This is a genomic window from Iodobacter fluviatilis (assembly GCF_004194535.1).
Classification (GTDB): Bacteria; Pseudomonadota; Gammaproteobacteria; order Burkholderiales; family Chitinibacteraceae; genus Iodobacter; species Iodobacter fluviatilis_A.
Genome location: NZ_CP025781.1, coordinates 1,890,757 through 1,910,406, shown reverse-complemented (window position 1 = coordinate 1,910,406; position 19,650 = coordinate 1,890,757). Strand labels below are relative to the sequence as shown.

Sequence of the window (19,650 nt, the reverse complement as noted above, 5' to 3'; positions counted from 1 at the left end):
ATCGGCCTATATCCCACCAGATTTTTGACCAATAACTCGTTATTGGCGCTGCAAATTCGGCAAGATCTGGTCTCGACCATGCGATTTTTCGCTTCGACTGTCTAGTCCAACAGACCCTAGTTAAATATCTGCTTCTGCTTCATTACCCCGCGCTTCTAGCCACGCTTTACGGCTGCTGGCTTCGGTTTTGCCCATCAACATATGCATCAGCTCACGCGTATTCAGCGCTACGTCGTCGTTAATGCCAACGCGTAGCATGCGGCGGGTATCGGGATTCATGGTGGTATCGAATAATTGCTCGGCATTCATTTCACCAAGCCCTTTAAAGCGGCTGATGCTCCATGCGTTTTCACGCACTTTTTCAACCCGTAGCTTGTCTAAAATAGCCGTTAGCTCACCCTCATCCAGCGCATAGAATTTACGCGGTGGCTTGGCCTTGCCGCTGCCTGCCACGTCAACGCGGTACAGGGGTGGCTGGGCCACATGGATATGCCCTGCTGCGATCAGCTGCGGAAAATGGCGGTAAAACAGCGTGAGTAGCAGTACCTGAATATGGCTGCCATCCACGTCCGCATCCGACATGATTATAATTTTGCCGTAACGCAGGGCAGATAAATCAGCCTTGCTATCCCCAAGAGTGTGTGGATCCACACCAATGGCAACCGCCATATCGTGCACTTCATTATTGGCAAAAATCTGGTCGCGATCGACTTCCCAAGTGTTGAGTACCTTACCGCGCAGCGGCAGAATAGCTTGGAAATCCTTATCACGGCCTTGCTTGGCCGAGCCACCAGCCGAATCACCCTCAACTAAAAATAACTCGCAGCGCTCTGTTTCATCCGATGCGCAATCGGTCAGTTTGCCGGGCAAGACGGCCACGCCAGAAGATTTTTTCTTCTCTACTTTTTGCGAATTCTTTTGCCGAGCTTGCGCCGCGCGGATGCATAGTTCGGCTAGCTTTTTAGCCAGATCAACGTGTTGATTCAGCCAAATTTCAAACGGCGAGCGCACCACGGTAGAGACCAGCTTTAAGCCATCGCGGCTGGTCAGCTTATCTTTGGTTTGGCCTTGGAATTGAGGGTCTAGAATCTTGGCTGAGAGCACAAAAGAGCAGCGGCCAAATAAGTCTTCTGGCAGCACTTTTACGCCCTTAGGCAGTAGGCTGTGGAACTCGATAAAGGTTTTAACTGCTTGAAAAACCCCGTCGCGCAGGCCCGATTCGTGCGTGCCACCGACCGGCGTGGTAATCAAATTCACATAGGATTCACGGTTCACTGGGCCGTCTTCGGTCCAAGTCAGCGCCCAAGCGCAGCCTTCACCCAGCGAGAAAGTATCGTCTACCTGCTCGATATACTTCTCGCCTTCAAAAATAGGGATGAGCTGGGTATAGCCCGCTACTTTTTCAGATAGATAACCGGTTAAGCCATCTGGGTAGCACCAAGCATTCTGAATAAACTCACCATTGGCTTGCTCAACCGCCAGATTTACGACCAAGCCAGGCAAGAGCACGGCTTTGGATTTGAGCTGATGCTCTAAATCTGCCAATGGGATATTTGGGGAGTCAAAATACGTCACGTCAGGCACAACATAAACGCTGGTACCGCTGTCTTTTTTAGCGCAACTACCTAGCACCACCAGTGGCTCAATCACTTCACCACTGCCAAATACCAAGCGATGTAGCTGGCCTTCACGTTTGACTTCAACCTCTAAACGCGTGGATAGCGCATTGGTTACCGATACACCTACCCCGTGCAAGCCGCCAGAAAACGCATAGGCGCCGCCGTCTTTTTTATCGAACTTACCGCCAGCATGCAGTTGGGTAAACACCACTTGCAGCGTCGGTACGCCTTCTTCAGGATGTATTCCAACCGGAATGCCACGGCCATTGTCAGAAACGCGCACGCTTTGGTTTTTGTACAGCACCACATCAATTTTAGTGGCGTAGCCGCCCAAAGCCTCATCGGCAGCGTTGTCGATAACCTCTTGGCAGATGTGCAGAGGATTATCGGTGCGGGTGTACATTCCTGGGCGGTGCCGGACAGGATCAAGGCCTTTTAAGACCTTAACGGAGGATTCGTCGTATTTAGGAGTTGCCATGTTTCACGTGAAACCGATTACTAAAGTGCCTCGGAGTCTAGCAAGCTAAGACAAAATTAACTACCACAAGGCTGTATATAAAAAACTGGCGAGGGGGGATATGCACGGGTACGGCATGCCGTGCCTTTAAATTTGTTTATTTTATTACCCGCCTAACCCTCGTCGATACTGAATGGCTTCGGCAATATGGCTGGTGCTAATGTCGTCTTCTCCGGCTAAATCGGCAATGGTTCTGGCTACTTTTAGCACACGGTGGGTAGCTCGGGCGGAGAGGGAGAGTTTTTGGATGGCTGTTTGCAGCAGGCCTCTGGCATCGTTATTTAATGGGCAATGCAGCTCTAGTAATTTTCCGCTAAGTCGGGCATTTGGCGTTTGTTGTCGCGCCTCTTGTTTTAGGTGAGCGGCAGCTACCCGTTGCTTTACCACGCTGGATAATTCTCCTGTGGCCGCGGCTAGCAGTGTGCTTTCTGGTAATAATGGCACTTCGATAACTAGATCAATTCTATCCATAAAGGGGCCAGATAATTTGCCTCGGTATCGTGCAACTTGAACGCGGATTCAATCTGGTGTAAGTTATTGATTAAAAAGTAAATTATCATTAATTTATCTAATAAATTAGTGCTTAGTTGACGATTGATAGAGTCGCATTTTTACTGGGCTAAAAAACAGCGTATTAGAACAATTACGCCCCCAAGCAACATGGGTAAGATGGCACGTTTAGGATGCAGCAAGGCTACCAAGTAAGGTGCAATACTTACGCGAATAATGTAACTCTATAAAATTTTGTGTAGTAATTACAATCAATCACAAACAGCCATCATAAAGCCTCATGTAATATACGAAGCTTCTCGTAAGCCGTTGGTTTATTATGCCCTTTGATCTGCTTGCCTCATTCGCCGCTGCTTTTAATCAAGATCAGCGCCTTATCTCTATTCAATTAGGCGATGGTGCAGCATGGGGCCAGCAGCTCTTACCCCAGCGCGTAACAGGTAGTGAGGGGATAAATCGCGCTTTTCACTACGAGGTAAATTGCCTATCCTCCAATGGCGATTTAGAACTTAAATCGCTATTAGGCTTGCCGGTGGTATTGGCGATAGAAAACGCCAATGGCGATGCGATTGAGCGTTGCGGGGTGGTGAGTCAGGCGCAGCTATTAGGTTCTGATGGGGGCTTCGCTCAATATTCCCTCACCGTAGAGCCGCCTTTTGCCTTGCTCAGACACCGCCGTACTTCCCGCGTATTTCAAAATTTATCCGTGGCAGATATCGTCAAGCAAATTTTGGCCGAGCACCAAGCTAAAAACCCTGTGTTTGCCGCCGTGCAAACGCTGGATTTCAAGCTATCCGGCACGTACGCGCCCCGATCCTACTGTACGCAGTATAGAGAATCAGATAGCGATTTTATTACACGGCTATTGGCGGAGGAAGGGCTTGGCTGGAGTTGGCTTCATCTGGCAGGAGATAGCCCCCAAGTTCAGCTGCTGATCTTTGACGATGCGTTTGCGATACCAGAGGCGCATGAATCACTGGTACGCTTTCACCGCGCTGACTCGACGGAGGAGTCAGATTCTCTTACCGAATGGGCAACTCAGCGCCAAGTAGGCAGTAGCTCGGTTTCTTTGGCTAGCTTTGATTACAAAACCACCACAACGAACCAAAGTTTTGATGAAAGTTATATCGACCAAGGCGAGGGTGGTCAACAGCTACAAGTCAGCTTTGAGGATTATGATCCTCAGTCTTTGTATTACGCAAGCGATAACGATGAACTAAGCCACTACGCAAGGCTACGTCAGCAAGCGTTGGATGCAAAAAAGAAATCATTCACCGGCACTGGTACTTTACGTAGCTTACAAGCGGGACAGTGGTTCCGCCTAGAAGACCACCCCGCTCATGAGGGTACGTCAGCGGAACAACGGGAATTCGCCATCACCGAGCTAAAATTCACCGCCAATAATAATTTCCCAGCCGATTTAACCCAGCAACTTGGCCTAGTCGCGCCCAGCTTACTGGTCGCAGCGGCTTCAGCTGCGAATCCTCCTTACCAAGTTAACTTCACCGCCCAAAGACGTGGCCAGCCGATTACGCCTAACTTTGCTCATACCGAACACAGCAAACCCACCAGCCTAGGCGTACAAACCGCCACCGTGGTTGGCCCACAAGGCAGCTCTGCCGACTCTAGCCAACAAGCAGAAGTGTATACCGACGAATATGGCCGAATTAAGGTGCAATATCACTGGCAACGTGCCGCAGAGCACCCAGAATTTGGCGCAAACCTTGACGATAAGTCATCCTGCTGGGTTCGCGTTGCGTGCCCATCCGCAGGTGTAGGTTTCGGTCATCAGTTTATCCCTAGGGTGGGCCAGGAGGTGAGTGTCAGCTTTATAGAGGGCGATATCGACCGCCCAATTGTAACGGGTGTTACCTATAACGGCAGCCATTCAGTGCCCGCGTTCAGCGGCGCTGGCGCTCTGCCTGCCAATAAAACCCTATCAGGTATCAAGACCAAAGAGCATGAAGGCGGCCAATACGGCGAGCTGCTGTTTGACGATAGCAAGGGCGAAGTGCGCACTAAATTATCGAGCGAGCACGGTAAAACCCAGCTCAACCTTGGCTACTTAATCCACCCAAGAACGGATGGAAAAGGCGAAGCACGCGGCGAAGGCTTTGAGCTGCGTAGCGATAAACAAGGCGCAATCCGCGCCAGCGGCCTACTGATTAGCACCGAAGCCAAAGGTGATGCATCCGGCAAGCAGCTAGACCGCAGCCCCGCGCAAAGCCAGCTGGAATCGGCCCTAGACACCGCCAAAAACCTTGGCGAATACGCGGCTAAACAACTTGCCGACAGCATGGAAACCGGCGACGACGATCAAACCGTCAAGCCCGACAACAGCCCCGGCAGCAAAGCCAGCACCGGCCACTTGCACCACCACGTACACGCCAGCAAAAGTTTTGAAGCGGGCAGCAATACGGATCAAGACGGCAAAAGCAAATCCAAAGAGCAAGCAGGCCAACAAAAAATCATCCTGCTGCACGGCGAGGACGGCGTGGCCATCACCACCCCGCAAAGCCAGACGATTAGCGCAGGCACAAACCTAGACCAAATCGCCCAAAGAGACAGCAACCAAAGCACCGGCCGCCGCTGGATTCATAACGTAAGCCAGCACATCAGCCTGTTTGTGGGGGGTATCAAAGACCAAATCACCCTAAAGCTGATTGCAGCCAAAGGCAAGCTGCAAATGCAGGCGCAAAGCGACGATATTGAAATCACCGCCGACAAAAACACCAAATTCACCGCCATCAAAGGCAAGGGCCTGTTCAACGCCAAGCAAGAAATTCTGATGACCGCCGGTGGCGCTTATATCCGCATCAAAGACGGAAAAATCGAGCTGCATGCGCCGGGGAAGATCAGTATTAAAGGCGGGAGCCATGATTGGAGTGGGCCGGATAAGATGACTGCCCAGCATCCAGCCTTTCCTCAAAATATGCCTAAAACACCCTTTGTGTTTAAATTTGATCAATCTCCTATGGGCGAGCAAAGTAGCTGGGCGCGGATGCCTTATAAGCTCTATGCCGATGGAGCATTAGTCCAGCAGGACGTCTTAGATGGGAGTGGCCAGCTAAAAATTATGCATGAAGTGGTCACAGGGCATTACAAATTAGAATTGGCAAATGGATTGGTTTATCAGATTCCAGTACCTAGCGAGTATAAAAACGCCTCTCAAGGAGATCTGGCAAATAAAGGATTTCATCGCTATGAGCCAGTAAAATCAAATGATACTGATGCAACAAAGCACCAAGATTCTGTCCGTGAAGATTATCGCAACCTATTTACCGGCAAAGGTGAAGTATGAGTAAATCTATTGTTACTCCCGCTGCGCTGGGGCAGACCAATGAATGCACAATCACACCGCCTTGGGTGGTGCAAAAAGCTGAATACGCACCCGTTGGAGCGAGCTTTAAGCCATTAATTAATGGAGAAAGAGCCTTTAAAGCTGTTTATGAAGCTATTGTCGCCGCAGAAAAGTCTGTTTGCATTATTTGCTGGGGCTTTCAGCCTTCAATGTATTTTATTCGTGAAAGCGATCCTGATTTAATGAGCATTGGCAAGCTATTAGAGAAGAAAGCGGAAGCGGGCGTTAAGGTTAGGATTCTGTGTTTTGCTTTTGAGTTAACCCTTAAACCTTTTTACCTCAACGTTACAGGCGTTAAGCAGGGTTTAGGTGAATCCAATACACCAGGCAGACATTCAATTGGGGTTCAAGATCGCCCAGCATATAGTGATGATGCACAGTATCAATATGACTGTGATTGGTTTAATAAATACGATGAAAATCAAGAGATGCTGGATGTTGCCGTAAAGCTTGGAAAGGCAGTGTTTGGTAATAAAGCCGCAAATAATCTACGTTTCTTTAGCCGAGGTTTTAGCGCAATAGATCGCGCACGGATTGCTGGCCGTAATTATGAAGATCAAGGATTGGCTGTTGGTACTAAAGGCGTGCTAGCGGCGACCCCCAGCCATCACCAAAAAATGGTGTTAGTTGATTATGAAACGCCCAATAAAGCGACTGGATTCGTTATGGGCCACAATATGCTTGATGAATATTGGGATAAAGATAACCACAGCTATTACTGCCAGCATTATAAAGCAGGCCGTAATGGCGTTATTGGCCCACGTCAGGATATTTCGAGCAGAGTAACTGGCCCTGTTGTGGGCAATCTATTTGCTAACTTTAGCCAAGCTTGGGAAAAAGAAACCGGCGAGTCACTGGGTAAACTTGATTTCTCACGTTACCCTATACGCAAAGATGCTGAAAACCTGCCTGTGCATGCGCAAATTTTACGCACCCAACCGCAATATGGCATCAAAGAAATTAAAGATGTTTATATGCAGGCAATCAACAATGCCAGCACAATGATTTATGCTGAAAATCAATACTTTCGCTGGCCCCCTTTAGCTGAAAAACTTAAAGAAGTTGCTCAAAAACAAACTCAGTGGGGATGTGATCCTGGCAAGCATGATTCCCTTTATCTTTTTGTGATCACCAATTCCACTGATGACGGTGTTGGCTCAGGCACGGTGAATACTTATCGTATGCTCGATAGCCTTGGCCGGGCCGATACGATTCCTAACGTGGCAAGGGCCAAAGAGCTGGATGTGCGGCAAGCTGACTTAGAGCAGGCTCAAAAAGGCGTAGGCAAAGCTCAAAAAGACGTCAATGCATCTGCGCCACAAGTCGTGGGAGGCATTCAGTTTGGTGGGATTAGCCAAGCTCACCAACAAAATCTAGAAGCGCTTAATGCCGCAAATCAGCGTCAGGCAAAGGCAGAGGCTGCGTTTAAAGGTAGCCAAGAAGCACAGCAAAGGGCAAAGAAAAGTGGCAACGCGCCGATTATTACGTCAAGAGAAGTGCCACCGGGCTTGAAAATGCAGATTTGTACCTTGGTGGCACCAGACTCCCCTGCAGGCAAGCCTTGGTTAGATGTCTATGTACACAGCAAATTACTGATGGTGAATGATAGTTTCACCACCCTAGGCTCTACAAATATCAATACCCGCAGTATGGAGGTTGATAGTGAATTGAATATTGCCTTTGCTGATAGCAGAATCACTAAGCCCATGCGCCAGCATTTATGGGGATTGCATACCAATGGCATGGGCGTGCAGGATGAACCGGAAGTGGCGTTTAAACAATGGAATTACATTATTAAACAAAATAAAGACTATGCTCCCGACAGAAGTAAAGCCAGCAAAAAGAAGCCTTATGCCTCTTTGGTTGAGTTTTATCGGGGCAGCGCCAAAATTAAGGATTCGGATTAAACCATGCGCCTAAGCTATCTATTCTTGATTTGTTTTATTTGTACGGCTTGCAAAGCCAATACCCCAAATGCTAAGGAAAGGATTATGCCCGACGTCGCTAATGTACACGCAAAACTGGCTTTTACTTGCGTGTATGAAAAAGATCATTTACCTGCACTGCCGCAAGAAGCAGATGTGCTATTTATGTATAGCCGCTGGTTGCAAAAAAATAATCTATTAAAACAAGACGCAAATGTCTATCCAGAAATTGCCCGCCTTTACCGCATTGCTGCGGCCAATGGGCATTACAAGGCCAATATCAATTTACAAAATGGCATTACCGATGGCAGCTTTGATGGCTCGATCATTGAGGTATTGGATTTAAACGATCAACTGATTAAAGAGAAGATCCCAACTGGCTTTTACAATATGGCCTATTACATCGAGCATGCTTATGGCTATGATAAAAATGATGAATTGGCTTTAAAGTATTTCAGGAAATCGGCAGATATGGGCAGCCCAGCAGGCCAATACTATGTGGGGGAGAAACTTGCTCCTGATGATATGGCCCCTGATGTGATGCGGCAGTTGCGCCTTTGCGCCGCCGAACAAGGGCATGTTGAGGCTGGCGTTGATCTGGGTATAAATTTAAAAGGATTGAAACGTTTTGTTGAAGCTTTAAGTTCGTTTCAACTTGGTGTGAAAGCAGGAAATGAAACAGCTGCGTTTGCTTTAGAAAATGGCTTTCTTGCGCCTCCCCCTACTGATGAACTTAATTACCTTGCCTTAGAAAAAGACGAAGAACGTTCACGCCGCTATAAGGCCATTGGCAAAGTTTTAGGTCGCTATTCCTATCTCAAACCGACCGTAGAAGAAATTGACGATATTGTGCCCCTGCCACCAGCAAAACTCCCCCCTTGGGATGGAAAATTGAAATGGCTAACTGCCCACGAAGCTAATCTTGCCCCCAGCAAGCCCAGCGATGAACTGATCGCCAAACTAGCTAAAGCAAAGGGGCTAGATCCTGCATCAGGCATGCCACTGGCCCTGCTTAAAAAAGCTGAAGTTGCCCCCGTCCCCATTGCAGCCACCACGCCAGACCGTGTTTCCCTTGGCACGCTTTGCCACAACGGCCTACCTTGCCCAGAAGCCGGTCTATGGGTCGGCTATTTTGAAGGGCAGAAATATAGCCATCAATTAAGCAAAGGCCAGCCCATGCCCACCATTACGGCATCAATTACCCGCCGCAATAAGCTAGCCCAATGGCTAAAAGGGCCAGAAAAAATGGAGCTGGCGATGGAATGGCAATTGGAAAAATATAGTTAATCATCGACGGCCCATCTTTTAAAAAGGAGCTCGCAAATGAATGACAATGATGAGTCGGTAAAAATATTGCCTAGCAATAAAATGGAAATCTCTAGGAAGTCTGATGGTACTGTTTTATGTTACTCAGAGGGCTCTATTGAAGTTGAGCTTAAATCAATAAAGAGTATTGGAATTGAAAACATTATCGATATAGAAAAACATGAAATTATCAATTTATTTGATTCAGTCTCCCATTACATGAGATTTCATGGGGGAGGTGAAGTACAGCTTTCTTATAACCTTGATGGCCGCTTACTTGATCTTGAGATTACAAATGTACTTATCGTCGTAAATGAAGGCAATAAGATCACGTTAAAACGAGCCTTAGACAAAGGATCATCTATTTTGCATGAGTTGCAATAATGAGCATGTAAACAGCCCATTTTGCAAGCTTGATGATGGGCATTTTTTACCGTTTAGCGCCATATTTGGCGCGGCTTTAGCCTTCATCATGCAGGTGCATAAAAAATAATGGGTTAAGTGGGCAGGCGTGGCGGGGTCACGAGGGCGCGCGCTGGGGGCTGACTGCAGATTCTTCTTAAAATGCAGGCGCAAAAAAGCCCGCGCTTGCGGGCTTGCTGCTTACTTGGGCTTGTTTACGCCAGTACGTAAGGTTTGAAGCGGATCACCTCCACCCCCAGCCAGTCGTTTAACTCCTTCATGCGTTCCTGCAATGGTTCAATCTCGTTATACGCAAACACGGTGGCGGCTTTCTCTACGTCACCTAAGCCGCCGGTGTTGTTGGGGATGATGCCCATCAGTTGCGCCGGTACACGGTGGGCACTGAGTTGGTCGTCGCGGGTTACGTTTTTGATATTCCAGAAGTCATCCTTGGCCGCTACTTCTGAGATAGGCAAGATCTGCATGCCGTCTTTCTTGCCGCCAGGCGCGTACACCATTAAGTTTTTAAAATTCCCTGGGCCTTTGCTTTTTTGCAGGGCTTCGCGCAGGTCGTCGATATAGCTTTCGTTTTGGGCGGCGTCGGTCATGTACAGAATAAAACCAGCGTGGCTGCCGTTTTCAAAATAGCGGCGGCGAAACAGCGTGGCGGATTCATTCAGCCAGGTTGAATTAAGCGCCGATAGGTATTCAGGCAAGCCGTAAATCTCTTGATTGATATCAGGCTCGAGCAGGTGAAACACCGTGCCCTGCTGGAATTCATATTCTTTGGCATGATTCAGTACTTGATAAAACCCGCCCTCTTTTAACCCGACGCGTATGTACTTGGCCAGCGCGTGGGTAAGCTTAAGCACCTTGCCGGTGCGGCCTAGGTTCTTCTCTAAATAGGCATTCCCAAAGATCAGGTAATCCAGCGCAAACTTAGCAAACTCAGTGCGGCTTAATAGCGGGTGCGGGATAAAGGTTTTAAGTAGGATGTTGCGCTTAACCTGAATGGGGCTGGAATGGTGAACGGTAGCGCGGTAGGTTTTAGCCAGCCCATCAAATGACATCGGCGGCTCGTACCATTTGCCGTTGTTGTTGCACTCGAGTAAATCCAGTAATTCACGGCGATCGAGCACAGCGGAAGGCTCGCCAAAGGTGAAGGCCACAGATTGATCGGGTGCTTTTGCTTCTGGCATGCGTTGATTTTTTGCTTGGTAAACAGATTTCTTTTTCATTTAGCAAATTTCCATAAAGCCGGAATTAGTCGAATTGGCGCCTTCTAACGGCTCATTGAGTAAGGCGTGCATACATGCCCAGGCTAAGTCGGCGTGGCTGAGTTCTTCGGAGCGGCTGGCCGTGTAAGTCACATGCCGCTGGCTGGCGGTCATGGTTTTTTGAATCGCCATAAATGCGGCGGCAAGATCAGTCCAGCCCGCGTCAAACTCCAAACGCCCTTTGCGGATCACGTCTTGCGCCTTCATGACTAAGCGCGCTTTCATCTCCACGCTGTAATTAATGGCCCTTACCGCTGGGTAAAACTGTTTGACCAGTTGATAAACGCCCTGCCCGATGCCGGTGGTATCAATGCCGATATAGGCCACGTTGTATTGGCTGCAGATATCCTTAATCCCTTGCGCCTGCGCGGCAAAATCCATGCCTTTCCATTGGCGTTTCTCCAACACGCGGAATTTACCGCCAGGCACCAGCGGCGGGGCCAGTACGATCAGGCCCGCACTATCGCCAGATAAAGCAGGGTCGTAGCCAATCCATACAGGCCAGTATGTTGACGCCGACCGAAAACTGACCCACCACAGCTAGTTCTGCCGATCCAAAATTGACCCAGGTGCTTTACTTATTCTGCTTAACTCTTGAGCAGAGGATAAAAGGTGATCACCATGGAAATGATGGGCAAAATCCGCAGGATGTATTTTCGCGATAATCTGTCGCTGCACGAAATCACCAAGCGCACGGGGCTGGCGCGTAACACTATTCGCGCTTGGGTTCGCAAACCCGCTGCCAAGGCTGAGCCGCAATACGTACGGCAGCGTAAGCCTGGCAAACTGACGCCCTATCATGCCACTCTAGAACAAGCCCTGACTGCCGACTCCTTCCGATCCAAGCAGAATCGTCGCACCGCCAAAGCCTTGTTTGAGCAGATTCAAGCTGAGGGTTATACAGGGGCTTACAGTGGCGTCACTGATTTCGTTCGTGCTTGGCGGGGCAAAGCCGGTAAGACCCCACAGGGTTTTGTGCCCTTGCAATTTGCTTTGGGCGAAGCCTTTCAATTTGATTGGAGTGAGGAGCATCTACTTATTGGTGGTATTTATCGGCGCATTCAAGTTTCCCATCTGAAATTGTGTGCCAGTCGCGCCTTCTGGTTAGTGGCCTATCCCAGTCAAGGGCATGAAATGTTGTTCGATGCGCATACTCGATCCTTTGCGGCTTTAGGGGGTGTGCCGCGCCGAGGCATTTACGACAATATGAAGACCGCTGTTGATAAGGTATTGAAAGGCAAAGGCCGGATCGTGAATGCCCGATTCTCGGTGATGTGCGCCCATTATTTGTTTGATCCCGACTTTTGCAATGTCGCCTCTGGCTGGGAAAAAGGCGTGGTTGAAAAGAATGTCCAAGATAGTCGGCGGCGAATCTGGCTGGAGGCGCAAAGCATCAAGTTCAGTACCTTTGACGCATTGAATGCGTGGCTGGCCGAGCGTTGTCGCGTCTTATGGGGCGTGCTCAGGCATCCCGAATTCAAAGGTCTGAGCATTGCCGAGATGTTGGAGCAAGAGCGTTTAGAAATGATGCCGATGCCGACCCCGTTTGATGGTTACGTTGAGCATCTGGCTCGGGTTTCCAGCACCTGTTTAATCACCGTCGCGCGCAATCGTTACTCGGTGCCTTGTGAATGGTCGCGGCAGCGTGTGAGTGTGCGCTTGTATCCCACGCAAGTTGTGGTGGTGGCGAATAATGAAATCATGGCCCGACATCAGCGGCTGACGGGGCAACAGCAGGTGAGCTTTGATTGGCTGCACTATATTCCGCTGATTGCCCGTAAGCCGGGGGCCTTACGCAATGGTGCGCCCTTTACGTCGATGCCTGCGCCCTTATTGCAGCTCAAGGAAAGGTTGTTACGGCGTAACGGGGGAGACAAGGTGATGGCGCAAGTGCTGGCCACGGTTCCGGTGGCGGGTTTGGATGCAGTACTGGTTGCGGTTGAGTTGGTACTGGAGTCAGGCGTCATCAGCATTGAACACATTTTAAATGTAGTGGCGCGATTGAATGACCCACCGTCCGCTATTAGCGCTGAAACGCAGCTGCAATTAGTAGAAGAACCGCAGGCGAACACCCAGCGTTACGACGGCTTGCGTGCAGCGAGCGAGTTCGACAGCGACCACGAGGAGTCGAGCCATGCATGAGATGAGTGTTGAACTCAAAGCCTTGCGCTTGCATGGGATGGCGGCCGCTTGGCTGGATCTGAAGAGCCAGGGCGGCCAGAGTATGGAAACGTGTGGCTGGCTGATTGAGCATTTATTGCAAGCAGAACACAGCGATCGTAAGGTGCGCTCGATTCAGCATCAAATGAGCGCAGCGAAGTTTCCCGTGCATCGTGATTTAGCGGGATTTGACTTTAGCGCGAGCAAGGCAGATCAAGCACTGGTCAATCAACTGGCGACATTGGCCTTTACCGACACGGCACAAAATACCGTACTGATTGGCGGCCCAGGCACGGGTAAAACACATTTGGCCACGGCGTTAGCGATCGGCGGGATCACGCATCACGGCAAGCGCGGCCGTTTTTATTCGACCGTGGATTTGGTCAATTTACTGGAAAAAGAAAAACGTGAAGGCAAAGCAGGTCGTATTGCACTCGCGCTGATGCGAGTGGATGTGGTGATTTTGGATGAACTGGGCTACTTACCCTTTAGTCAGGCCGGAGGCGCATTGCTGTTTCATTTGTTGTCGAAGCTCTATGAGCACACCAGCGTCATCATCACCACGAATCTGAACTTCTCGGAATGGTCGAGTGTATTTGGCGATGCCAAGATGACGACGGCGTTGTTGGATCGGCTGACGCACCATTGCCACATTGTAGAAACGGGGAATGACTCCTACCGTTTCCAGCACAGCAGCTTAGCAGCAAAAACGAAGATAAAACAAAGGGAGCAAAGCAGAAAGGAGGAAGCGCGTACCGAGGCTGAGCGGTTTTAAGCCGAACCTGAAGGCGTAAAAATAGCGGGTGAGTGGCCCGCTATTTGCTAGACTTATGCACAGTTGCTCCGATAAAAAGCAACGCTCGGCCCTGGGTCAAAATTCGATCGGCAGGGTGGGTCAAATTTCAATCGGCGTGAACAGAGGTTGCAGAAGCCACAAAGAAAATGGGGACGGCTGACCAGCTATCCATTTTAAAAGAGGTCTTTGGGGCCGAAGCGGCCACAGGCGTATCCGAACTTATCGAGAATCAAGGCATCGGTGCGCTTGATGACTACATCAAAGTTTTAGAAAACGCGAAGGGCACAGCGGCGAAGATCGCCGAAATCATGTCAGACAATGCCAATGGCGATGTAAAAAAATTAAGCTCAGCATGGCAAGACCTGAATATTCAGCTCTATGAAACAAACGACGGCCCTTTACGTGGCGTCATCCAAAGCATTACCGAGGTAATTGGCAAGGTTAAAAAATGGACGCAAGAAAACCCAGCGTTAACAGAGAAGCTAGTCAGGCTGTTTGCCATTATTTCGGCAGCATTACTCATTATGGGCGGCTTCACCTTAGCTATGGCTGCCGCGCTGGGGCCGATGGTGATGATGCGCTATGGGCTTAGCTTACTGAATATCAAAATGGGGTTAGGCACAAAATTAGTCAAAGCCGCCACCCTAAGCTATGGAAAATTAAGTGCCACATTGAAAGCGCTGAATCAGACCAGCCCCAAAGCCATATTCCAGTCTATGACCGGATCGATGGGCCGAGCCAACCGCGCAGTAAAAGGATATACCGCCTCCATTTGGCAAGCCATCCGCGCACAAGGGGCCATGGCGGCCAGTAAGGCCACGGGGGCCATGCAATACGCACGAACTGCCGGTATAGCTGGAATGACTAAAGATGCGGCCAAGGGAGGGGCTAATCTTGCCGTGAAAGGCGGAAAAGGCTTACTGAATGGCGGGATAGGTCTAATCAAACTCCCCATTAAAGCCGTCATGCAATTGGGTCAAGCACTGGCGTTCGTGGGCCGCCTGGCACTCACCAACCCTATCGGCTTAGTCTTGACGGGCATCGCCTTAGCGGCCCTGCTCATTTACAAATATTGGGAACCCATCAAAGCCTTCTTTACCGGCCTATGGCAAGGCTTTACAGAGGGAATCGCCCCATTAAAAGCCATCTTTGTGCAAACGTTTACGCCATTAATGGCCGCATTACAGCCGCTTATGCCGGTATGGGATTGGATGATCGGCGCTTTTAAAATAGCGTGGGAATGGGTAAGTAAACTGTTTGCCCCGATTCAATCCACTAAGGAAAGTTTAGAGGGGGCGACTCGGAGCGGTAGCGGCTTTGGTCAATTCCTCGCCCATCTTGTTGTGATTGTCGCAGAAGTACTGGCCGCCTTTATTGGCTTGCCCATTAAAATCATGGCCATTGGGGTGCAAATTGTTGAAGGCTTATGGCAAGGCATTGCTAGCAAATGGGACTGGTTAAAAGGCAAGTTCTACGAGCTGGCCAAGATGCTGCCCGAGCCAGTACAAAAGGCGCTTGATATCCACTCGCCTTCTCGCGTCTTTGCCCAGATTGGGCGGCATACCGTGGCCGGTTTAGATCAAGGCTTAACGGATGGCAAAGATGCGCCACTGGCCACCATGAAGAACATCACCCACCAAATCATTAACGCGGCCAGCGGCCTGATGATTGGTGGGGCCAGCCTTGGCGCAATGGCCGGTGTCACCATCGATACACGCCCGCCCATTGCCAACACCGCACCCGCAAACAATGCCGCCTCTGCCCCTGTATTCCAAATCACAATCAACGCCGCCCCAGGCATGGATGAACAAAAACTCGCCCAACTGGTTGCCAAAGAAATCGCCAAGGCCGAACGCCAGAAGCAAGTGCGTAGCCGTTCACGCTTAGGAGACAACGACTAATGATGATGGTTTTAGGCATGTTTGTTTTTGAGCTGGCCAGCGCGCCTTACCAAACTTTAGAGCAATCTAAATCATGGCGGCACGCCAGCCAAACCCGTATCGGCACCGGCCCTGCTCATCAATTCTTAGGGCCAGATGCGGAAACCATCACACTGAGCGGCGCGCTTTACGAAGAGCTCAACGCGGGCGAGGTGTCTTTGCTGGTGCTAGACGAGATGGCCAACACCGGGGAGAAATATTTTTTAATTGAGGGCACCGGCTGGATTTATGGCGAGTACGTGATCGAATCGATTAAAACCACCCGCAGCCTGTTTTACCAAGACGGCTCGGCCCGCAAGATTGAATTTAACTTAAGCCTTAAGCGGATCACGTCTGACACTCTCGAAACCATCATTGGGCTATTGCAATGAATGAAGGCCACAAATCCCCACGCTTTAAAATCCTCGTGGGTAGCAAGGATATTTCTAAGCTGGTCAACGATAGGCTGGTATCGGTTGGCCTGACGGACAATCGCGGTTTTGAAGCGGATCAGCTCGATATCACGCTGGACGATAGCGACGGCCTGCTCGAGATTCCGCCACGCGGTGCCATTGTCAGCGTATCGCTGGGCTGGTCGGATAGCGGCTTAGTGGATAAGGGCCAATATACGGTGGATGAAGTCGAGCACAGCGGCGCACCGGATCAGCTCACCATTCGCGCCCGCAGTGCCGATTTACGCGCTGGCCTATCAGTCAAAAAAGAAAGGTCGTGGCACCAAACCACGCTGGGCCAGATTATTGAAACCATCAGCAAGCAAAACAAGATCGAGCATCGGATAGGGCAAGGCTTAGCCGAACAAGCCATTAGCCATATTGACCAAACCAATGAAAGCGACGCCAGCTTCTTAAGCCGCATGGCTAAAATGTTTGATGCCATTGCCACCGTCAAAAATAGCAGCCTGATCTTTATGAAGGCGGGCCAAGCCACCACCGCCAGCGGTAAACCGCTCAGCAAAGTACAAATCACCCGCCAATCTGGCGATGGCCACCGCTTTGGCATCGCAGACCGAGGCGCATATAGCGGCGTAAAAGCTGCTTGGCAAAACACCAAAACCGCCAAGAAAGAAACCACCACCGTAAAACGCAAACCCAGACAAAAGAAACCCGCAGGCCCAGGGCAAGGCGAAGTGATCCAAGGCGCGGACGATAACGTCAAAACCCTAAGACACGTTTACGCCAGCAAAACCAATGCCGAACGGGCCGCAAAAGCCGAATGGGAAAAACTGCAACGCGGCGTGGCTCAATTCTCAATCACCCTCGCCTATGGCCGCCCCGAACTCTTCCCCGAACTACCCGCCAGCGTTTCAGGCTTTAAGCCGATTATCGACCAGCAAGACTGGATCATTACCCGCGTGGTGCATAGCTTAAGCGACAGCGGCTACACCACGGCTTTAGAGCTGGAAGTAAAGGCCAGTGAAGTGGACGGGTAAATAAAAACGGCGACCATCTGGCCGCCGTTTAGCATCTAATTTTTTAATGCAAAGTTTTACACTGGCGCAAACCAACAATAATGTATAGAATTTTATACATGCGAGATGATAAAGAAATAAGGTGGGCGGGATCATCATTTGATGACCTTATTCACTTTCCAGAAGGGCCACGTAAAGAGGCAGGCTACCAACTCTCAAAAGTACAAGCCGGTTTAGATCCAGATGATTGGAAGCCTTTTAATGACGTAGGCCAAGGAACAAAAGAGGTTCGGATTAAAGATGCAGCCGGTATCTTTCGCGTAATGTATGTGGCCAAGTTTGAAGAGGCCATTTATGTATTGCATTGCTTCCACAAGAAAACAGAAGCGACCGCAAAAAAAGATAAGGACATTGCCGAAGCACGCTATCGGGCCATCGTTCAATCAAGGAAAACAGAGCCATGAAAAATATTGACACCACAATCCAACATATCACCCCGCCAGGTGCCAACTTGTTTGCTGAGCTTGGCTTTGCGCCGGAAGAGGCACAGCGCTATCACGCCGAATCACAAAAACAAATTGATGCTACCTTAATGCTCAAAGAGCAGCTTATTACAGAGTTAGGGTCATGGATTGAAGGCAAGCAGCTTAAGCAAGCTGAAGCGGCAGCAATACTCCATATTTCGCGACCACGCGTTTCGGATGTAGTTAATAAAAAAACCAATAAGTTTACGATTGATACGCTGATTTCTTTGCTGGGCCGTGCAGATAAGCCAGTAACCATACATATTGGCTAGAGCGCTGATAATTGGCCCCACTAACCAAGCCCCTGCCAGTCAGGGGCTTTTGTTTACCTGCGACCTATACCGCAGAACTCGCATCGATTGTCAGTGGCTGTGAATCAACTTGTTGCTCTGTCATAGCGGGCTTATCCTCTGGCGAATACCGAACAGGCAGATAGTCTCTGCCCGTCACCACACCCAGCGCAAAAGACAGAATTAAACAGGCAAGCCAAAGTAGGCGAGATGAAGCGGGAAAATGAAAGTGTGCGTGATTAATTTTAATATCCTTACATGCAGCCATACCAGTGGAATCGAAGAATTTTCTATCTTTCATTTTGAATTAGCCATAAAAAAACCCGCCAAATTGCGGGCTCAATTAGCAAAAAAACAGCGTTCACAATATATGCGCTGTTTTTTTAATGGCCGTTCACATTCAAAATTTAAAAGTTTGATCACCGTGGATGGTCAAATCACCCTCAATGACCTTGCCAACTCCTCCAACATATTTTTGCTGAACGACTACCTGCTTATCAACGCCTGCATGAGCCATTGATAAAAGAGCAGTCCGCACTGATGGCGTCGCTGCACGTAAAGCAGAAATCATCTGTTGCTCTTCTGGAGACAGAAGAGCTGTAGCACGTTCACCTGTCACGATGTATTGAACATCAGCCCCTAATTTAGCTAGTGGTATTAGTACCGACACTGGCGGTGTAACTCTATTCCCTTCATATGTGTAAAGAGATGTAACAGAGACCCCAAGCGCCTTAGCAGCTATTTCACGGGAAAGTCCAAGCCGCTTCCGCTCTTCCTTCAAACGCCTAGAAACAGAAATCATGTCACCGTCTTGACTTGACAACAGTTGGGATGTTGATGATAATTTGGTCATAGATTCTAGCAAGTCTCTTAATGTCACTCTAAACAGCCTTAATGGTAGCGCAAACAATGGAAGAAAACGATTCAGGCGATCAAAGCATGCCCAGAGCGCCGCGCGGCCTACTCAGCCGCCGAGGCATCAATTTACGATTAACAACAATTGAGCACCCCGTTGTGGGTTCAATTGCAAAGCAAGAATCAAGGTCTGTTGCTTCTATGTGCCGAATATTGATCTTAGAAGGTTTGGCTTTTCGTGGGGTTGAAATCCCAGCAGAAGAGCTTAAAGACTTAGAAGACATTGATCTTATCGAGATAGAACAAGCCGCTGTCGCTTAATGCGCGATTAAGTTTCGTAGAGAAATATAAGCGCTTTACCCGACGAATGGTAGTCGTTTGTGGCTCTGCCTTTAGGTTTTGTAATTTTTGTTAGCTTTGGAGTAATCATCATGGCCGTAGAAATCTTTTGCCCATACTGTAATTCTAAAACCAATACACGAGACAGCCACCGTACATCCCCAACCTCAGTAGCGGCGGCTGTAAGATGCCGAGAGTGCTCAGCTAGGTTTGAGGTCACTATTCAGTTTAGCCGCTCACATATTCCAAATTTTGTAGAAGATCTAGAAGTCTTTAAATGGACAGAGTTTAGACCCTCCAACGATCCAAAGTTTCATAAAGACCAGCTCCCCCTCGCACTCTAAAGCAGCACTAAAACCCCACATTCTGAAGCCTCCCCGCGCCTGTTTAACAGCCGTAGGGGCTTTGTCACGTCTGGATAA

General features: G+C 49.4%; 18 protein-coding genes and 1 pseudogene. 13 read left to right on the top strand and 6 right to left on the bottom strand.

Going from position 1 to position 19,650, the window contains the following annotated elements; all coding sequences use genetic code 11:
• Positions 1 to 120: 120 nt before the first annotated feature.
• Both parE and C1H71_RS08555 read right to left on the bottom strand, forming a co-directional pair.
• Positions 121 to 2,097 carry a DNA topoisomerase IV subunit B gene (parE, locus tag C1H71_RS08560; RefSeq protein ID WP_130106178.1) on the bottom strand — a complete coding sequence of 659 codons (1,977 nt, stop codon included), beginning with the start codon at positions 2,095 to 2,097 and terminating at the stop codon, positions 121 to 123.
• A 144-nt stretch (positions 2,098 to 2,241) separates the two neighbouring features.
• On the bottom strand, positions 2,242 to 2,655 hold the full coding sequence (locus C1H71_RS08555) for a magnesium chelatase subunit ChlI family protein (protein ID WP_262488448.1): 414 nt from the start codon (positions 2,653 to 2,655) through the stop codon (positions 2,242 to 2,244).
• A gap of 310 nt (positions 2,656 to 2,965) precedes the next feature.
• On the opposite strand from C1H71_RS08555, the gene C1H71_RS08550 reads away from it, so the two are divergent.
• The 4 genes from C1H71_RS08550 to C1H71_RS08535 all read left to right on the top strand — a co-directional run bounded on the left by C1H71_RS08550 (position 2,966) and on the right by C1H71_RS08535 (position 9,621).
• Complete coding sequence (locus C1H71_RS08550; RefSeq protein WP_130106176.1) at positions 2,966 to 5,947, top strand: type VI secretion system Vgr family protein; 2,982 nt, start codon at positions 2,966 to 2,968, stop codon at positions 5,945 to 5,947.
• Positions 5,944 to 7,914 (top strand): phospholipase D-like domain-containing protein, encoded by a 1,971-nt coding sequence (locus C1H71_RS08545; RefSeq protein WP_130106175.1) that lies wholly within the window; start codon positions 5,944 to 5,946, stop codon positions 7,912 to 7,914. Before C1H71_RS08550 ends, C1H71_RS08545 begins: the two co-directional genes overlap by 4 nt.
• 84 nt (positions 7,915 to 7,998) lie before the next feature.
• The gene (locus tag C1H71_RS08540; protein WP_130106174.1) at positions 7,999 to 9,219 is read left to right on the top strand and encodes an SEL1-like repeat protein; all 1,221 of its coding nucleotides are present in this window, start codon (positions 7,999 to 8,001) and stop codon (positions 9,217 to 9,219) included.
• A 36-nt stretch (positions 9,220 to 9,255) separates the two neighbouring features.
• Complete coding sequence (locus C1H71_RS08535; protein WP_130106173.1) at positions 9,256 to 9,621, top strand: hypothetical protein; 366 nt, start codon at positions 9,256 to 9,258, stop codon at positions 9,619 to 9,621.
• A 233-nt stretch (positions 9,622 to 9,854) separates the two neighbouring features.
• Here C1H71_RS08535 and C1H71_RS08530 read toward each other — a convergent pair whose 3' ends face one another.
• Both C1H71_RS08530 and C1H71_RS08525 read right to left on the bottom strand, forming a co-directional pair.
• Entirely contained in the window at positions 9,855 to 10,877 is a 1,023-nt protein-coding gene (locus C1H71_RS08530; protein WP_130106172.1) for a phage portal protein, read from the bottom strand.
• Entirely contained in the window at positions 10,878 to 11,408 is a 531-nt protein-coding gene (locus C1H71_RS08525; RefSeq protein WP_445351656.1) for a phage terminase large subunit family protein, read from the bottom strand.
• A gap of 129 nt (positions 11,409 to 11,537) precedes the next feature.
• Here C1H71_RS08525 and istA point away from each other — a divergent pair, with 129 nt between their 5' ends.
• The 7 genes and pseudogenes from istA (at position 11,538) to C1H71_RS08490 (ending at position 18,016) form a co-directional block, all read left to right on the top strand.
• A complete protein-coding gene (gene istA / locus C1H71_RS08520) occupies positions 11,538 to 13,058 on the top strand; it encodes an IS21 family transposase (protein ID WP_130104993.1) in 1,521 nt (506 codons plus the stop codon).
• Positions 13,051 to 13,851, top strand: coding sequence for an IS21-like element helper ATPase IstB (istB, locus tag C1H71_RS08515; protein ID WP_130104872.1), 801 nt, complete (start codon positions 13,051 to 13,053; stop codon positions 13,849 to 13,851). Before istA ends, istB begins: the two co-directional genes overlap by 8 nt.
• 155 nt (positions 13,852 to 14,006) lie before the next feature.
• Positions 14,007 to 15,773: pseudogene (locus C1H71_RS08510) on the top strand (phage tail tape measure protein); the annotation flags it as partial.
• Positions 15,773 to 16,183: a phage tail protein gene (locus tag C1H71_RS08505; protein ID WP_130106169.1), complete on the top strand. Its 411-nt coding sequence runs from the start codon at positions 15,773 to 15,775 to the stop codon at positions 16,181 to 16,183. The pseudogene C1H71_RS08510 and the gene C1H71_RS08505, both read left to right, overlap by 1 nt.
• Positions 16,180 to 17,241 (top strand): phage late control D family protein, encoded by a 1,062-nt coding sequence (locus C1H71_RS08500; protein WP_130106168.1) that lies wholly within the window; start codon positions 16,180 to 16,182, stop codon positions 17,239 to 17,241. Before C1H71_RS08505 ends, C1H71_RS08500 begins: the two co-directional genes overlap by 4 nt.
• A 98-nt stretch (positions 17,242 to 17,339) precedes the next feature.
• Entirely contained in the window at positions 17,340 to 17,684 is a 345-nt protein-coding gene (locus C1H71_RS08495; protein WP_130106167.1) for a type II toxin-antitoxin system RelE/ParE family toxin, read from the top strand.
• The gene (locus tag C1H71_RS08490; RefSeq protein ID WP_130106166.1) at positions 17,681 to 18,016 is read left to right on the top strand and encodes a helix-turn-helix domain-containing protein; all 336 of its coding nucleotides are present in this window, start codon (positions 17,681 to 17,683) and stop codon (positions 18,014 to 18,016) included. The genes C1H71_RS08495 and C1H71_RS08490 overlap by 4 nt, the downstream gene beginning before the upstream one ends.
• Positions 18,017 to 18,080: 64 nt before the next feature.
• Here the strand turns inward: C1H71_RS08490 and C1H71_RS08485 are convergent, their stop codons facing one another.
• Positions 18,081 to 18,335: a hypothetical protein gene (locus C1H71_RS08485; protein ID WP_130106165.1), complete on the bottom strand. Its 255-nt coding sequence runs from the start codon at positions 18,333 to 18,335 to the stop codon at positions 18,081 to 18,083.
• 99 nt (positions 18,336 to 18,434) lie between these two features.
• Positions 18,435 to 18,887 carry a helix-turn-helix domain-containing protein gene (locus C1H71_RS08480; protein WP_130106164.1) on the bottom strand — a complete coding sequence of 151 codons (453 nt, stop codon included), beginning with the start codon at positions 18,885 to 18,887 and terminating at the stop codon, positions 18,435 to 18,437.
• Positions 18,888 to 18,928: 41 nt separating this feature from the next.
• On the opposite strand from C1H71_RS08480, the gene C1H71_RS08475 reads away from it, so the two are divergent.
• Both C1H71_RS08475 and C1H71_RS22110 read left to right on the top strand, forming a co-directional pair.
• A complete protein-coding gene (locus tag C1H71_RS08475) occupies positions 18,929 to 19,210 on the top strand; it encodes a hypothetical protein (protein ID WP_130106163.1) in 282 nt (93 codons plus the stop codon).
• Positions 19,211 to 19,320: 110 nt separating this feature from the next.
• Positions 19,321 to 19,572 (top strand): PaaD-like zinc ribbon domain-containing protein, encoded by a 252-nt coding sequence (locus C1H71_RS22110; RefSeq protein ID WP_445351654.1) that lies wholly within the window; start codon positions 19,321 to 19,323, stop codon positions 19,570 to 19,572.
• Positions 19,573 to 19,650 lie beyond the last annotated feature (78 nt).

Bases quoted from the DNA above. Each gene is read 5' to 3' on its own strand.
- C1H71_RS08540 (WP_130106174.1), top strand. From the start codon at position 7,999: ATGCCCGACGTCGCTAATGTACACGCAAAACTGGCTTTTACTTGCGTG.
- istA (WP_130104993.1), top strand. From the start codon at position 11,538: ATGGAAATGATGGGCAAAATCCGCAGGATGTATTTTCGCGATAATCTG.
- C1H71_RS08490 (WP_130106166.1), top strand. From the start codon at position 17,681: ATGAAAAATATTGACACCACAATCCAACATATCACCCCGCCAGGTGCC.
- C1H71_RS08530 (WP_130106172.1), bottom strand. From the start codon at position 10,877: ATGAAAAAGAAATCTGTTTACCAAGCAAAAAATCAACGCATGCCAGAA.
- C1H71_RS08475 (WP_130106163.1), top strand. From the start codon at position 18,929: ATGGTAGCGCAAACAATGGAAGAAAACGATTCAGGCGATCAAAGCATG.
- C1H71_RS08545 (WP_130106175.1), top strand. From the start codon at position 5,944: ATGAGTAAATCTATTGTTACTCCCGCTGCGCTGGGGCAGACCAATGAA.
- C1H71_RS08550 (WP_130106176.1), top strand. From the start codon at position 2,966: ATGCCCTTTGATCTGCTTGCCTCATTCGCCGCTGCTTTTAATCAAGAT.
- C1H71_RS08495 (WP_130106167.1), top strand. From the start codon at position 17,340: ATGCGAGATGATAAAGAAATAAGGTGGGCGGGATCATCATTTGATGAC.
- C1H71_RS08480 (WP_130106164.1), bottom strand. From the start codon at position 18,887: ATGACCAAATTATCATCAACATCCCAACTGTTGTCAAGTCAAGACGGT.
- C1H71_RS08485 (WP_130106165.1), bottom strand. From the start codon at position 18,335: ATGAAAGATAGAAAATTCTTCGATTCCACTGGTATGGCTGCATGTAAG.
- parE (WP_130106178.1), bottom strand. From the start codon at position 2,097: ATGGCAACTCCTAAATACGACGAATCCTCCGTTAAGGTCTTAAAAGGC.
- C1H71_RS08505 (WP_130106169.1), top strand. From the start codon at position 15,773: ATGATGATGGTTTTAGGCATGTTTGTTTTTGAGCTGGCCAGCGCGCCT.
- C1H71_RS08535 (WP_130106173.1), top strand. From the start codon at position 9,256: ATGAATGACAATGATGAGTCGGTAAAAATATTGCCTAGCAATAAAATG.
- istB (WP_130104872.1), top strand. From the start codon at position 13,051: ATGCATGAGATGAGTGTTGAACTCAAAGCCTTGCGCTTGCATGGGATG.
- C1H71_RS08500 (WP_130106168.1), top strand. From the start codon at position 16,180: ATGAATGAAGGCCACAAATCCCCACGCTTTAAAATCCTCGTGGGTAGC.
- C1H71_RS22110 (WP_445351654.1), top strand. From the start codon at position 19,321: ATGGCCGTAGAAATCTTTTGCCCATACTGTAATTCTAAAACCAATACA.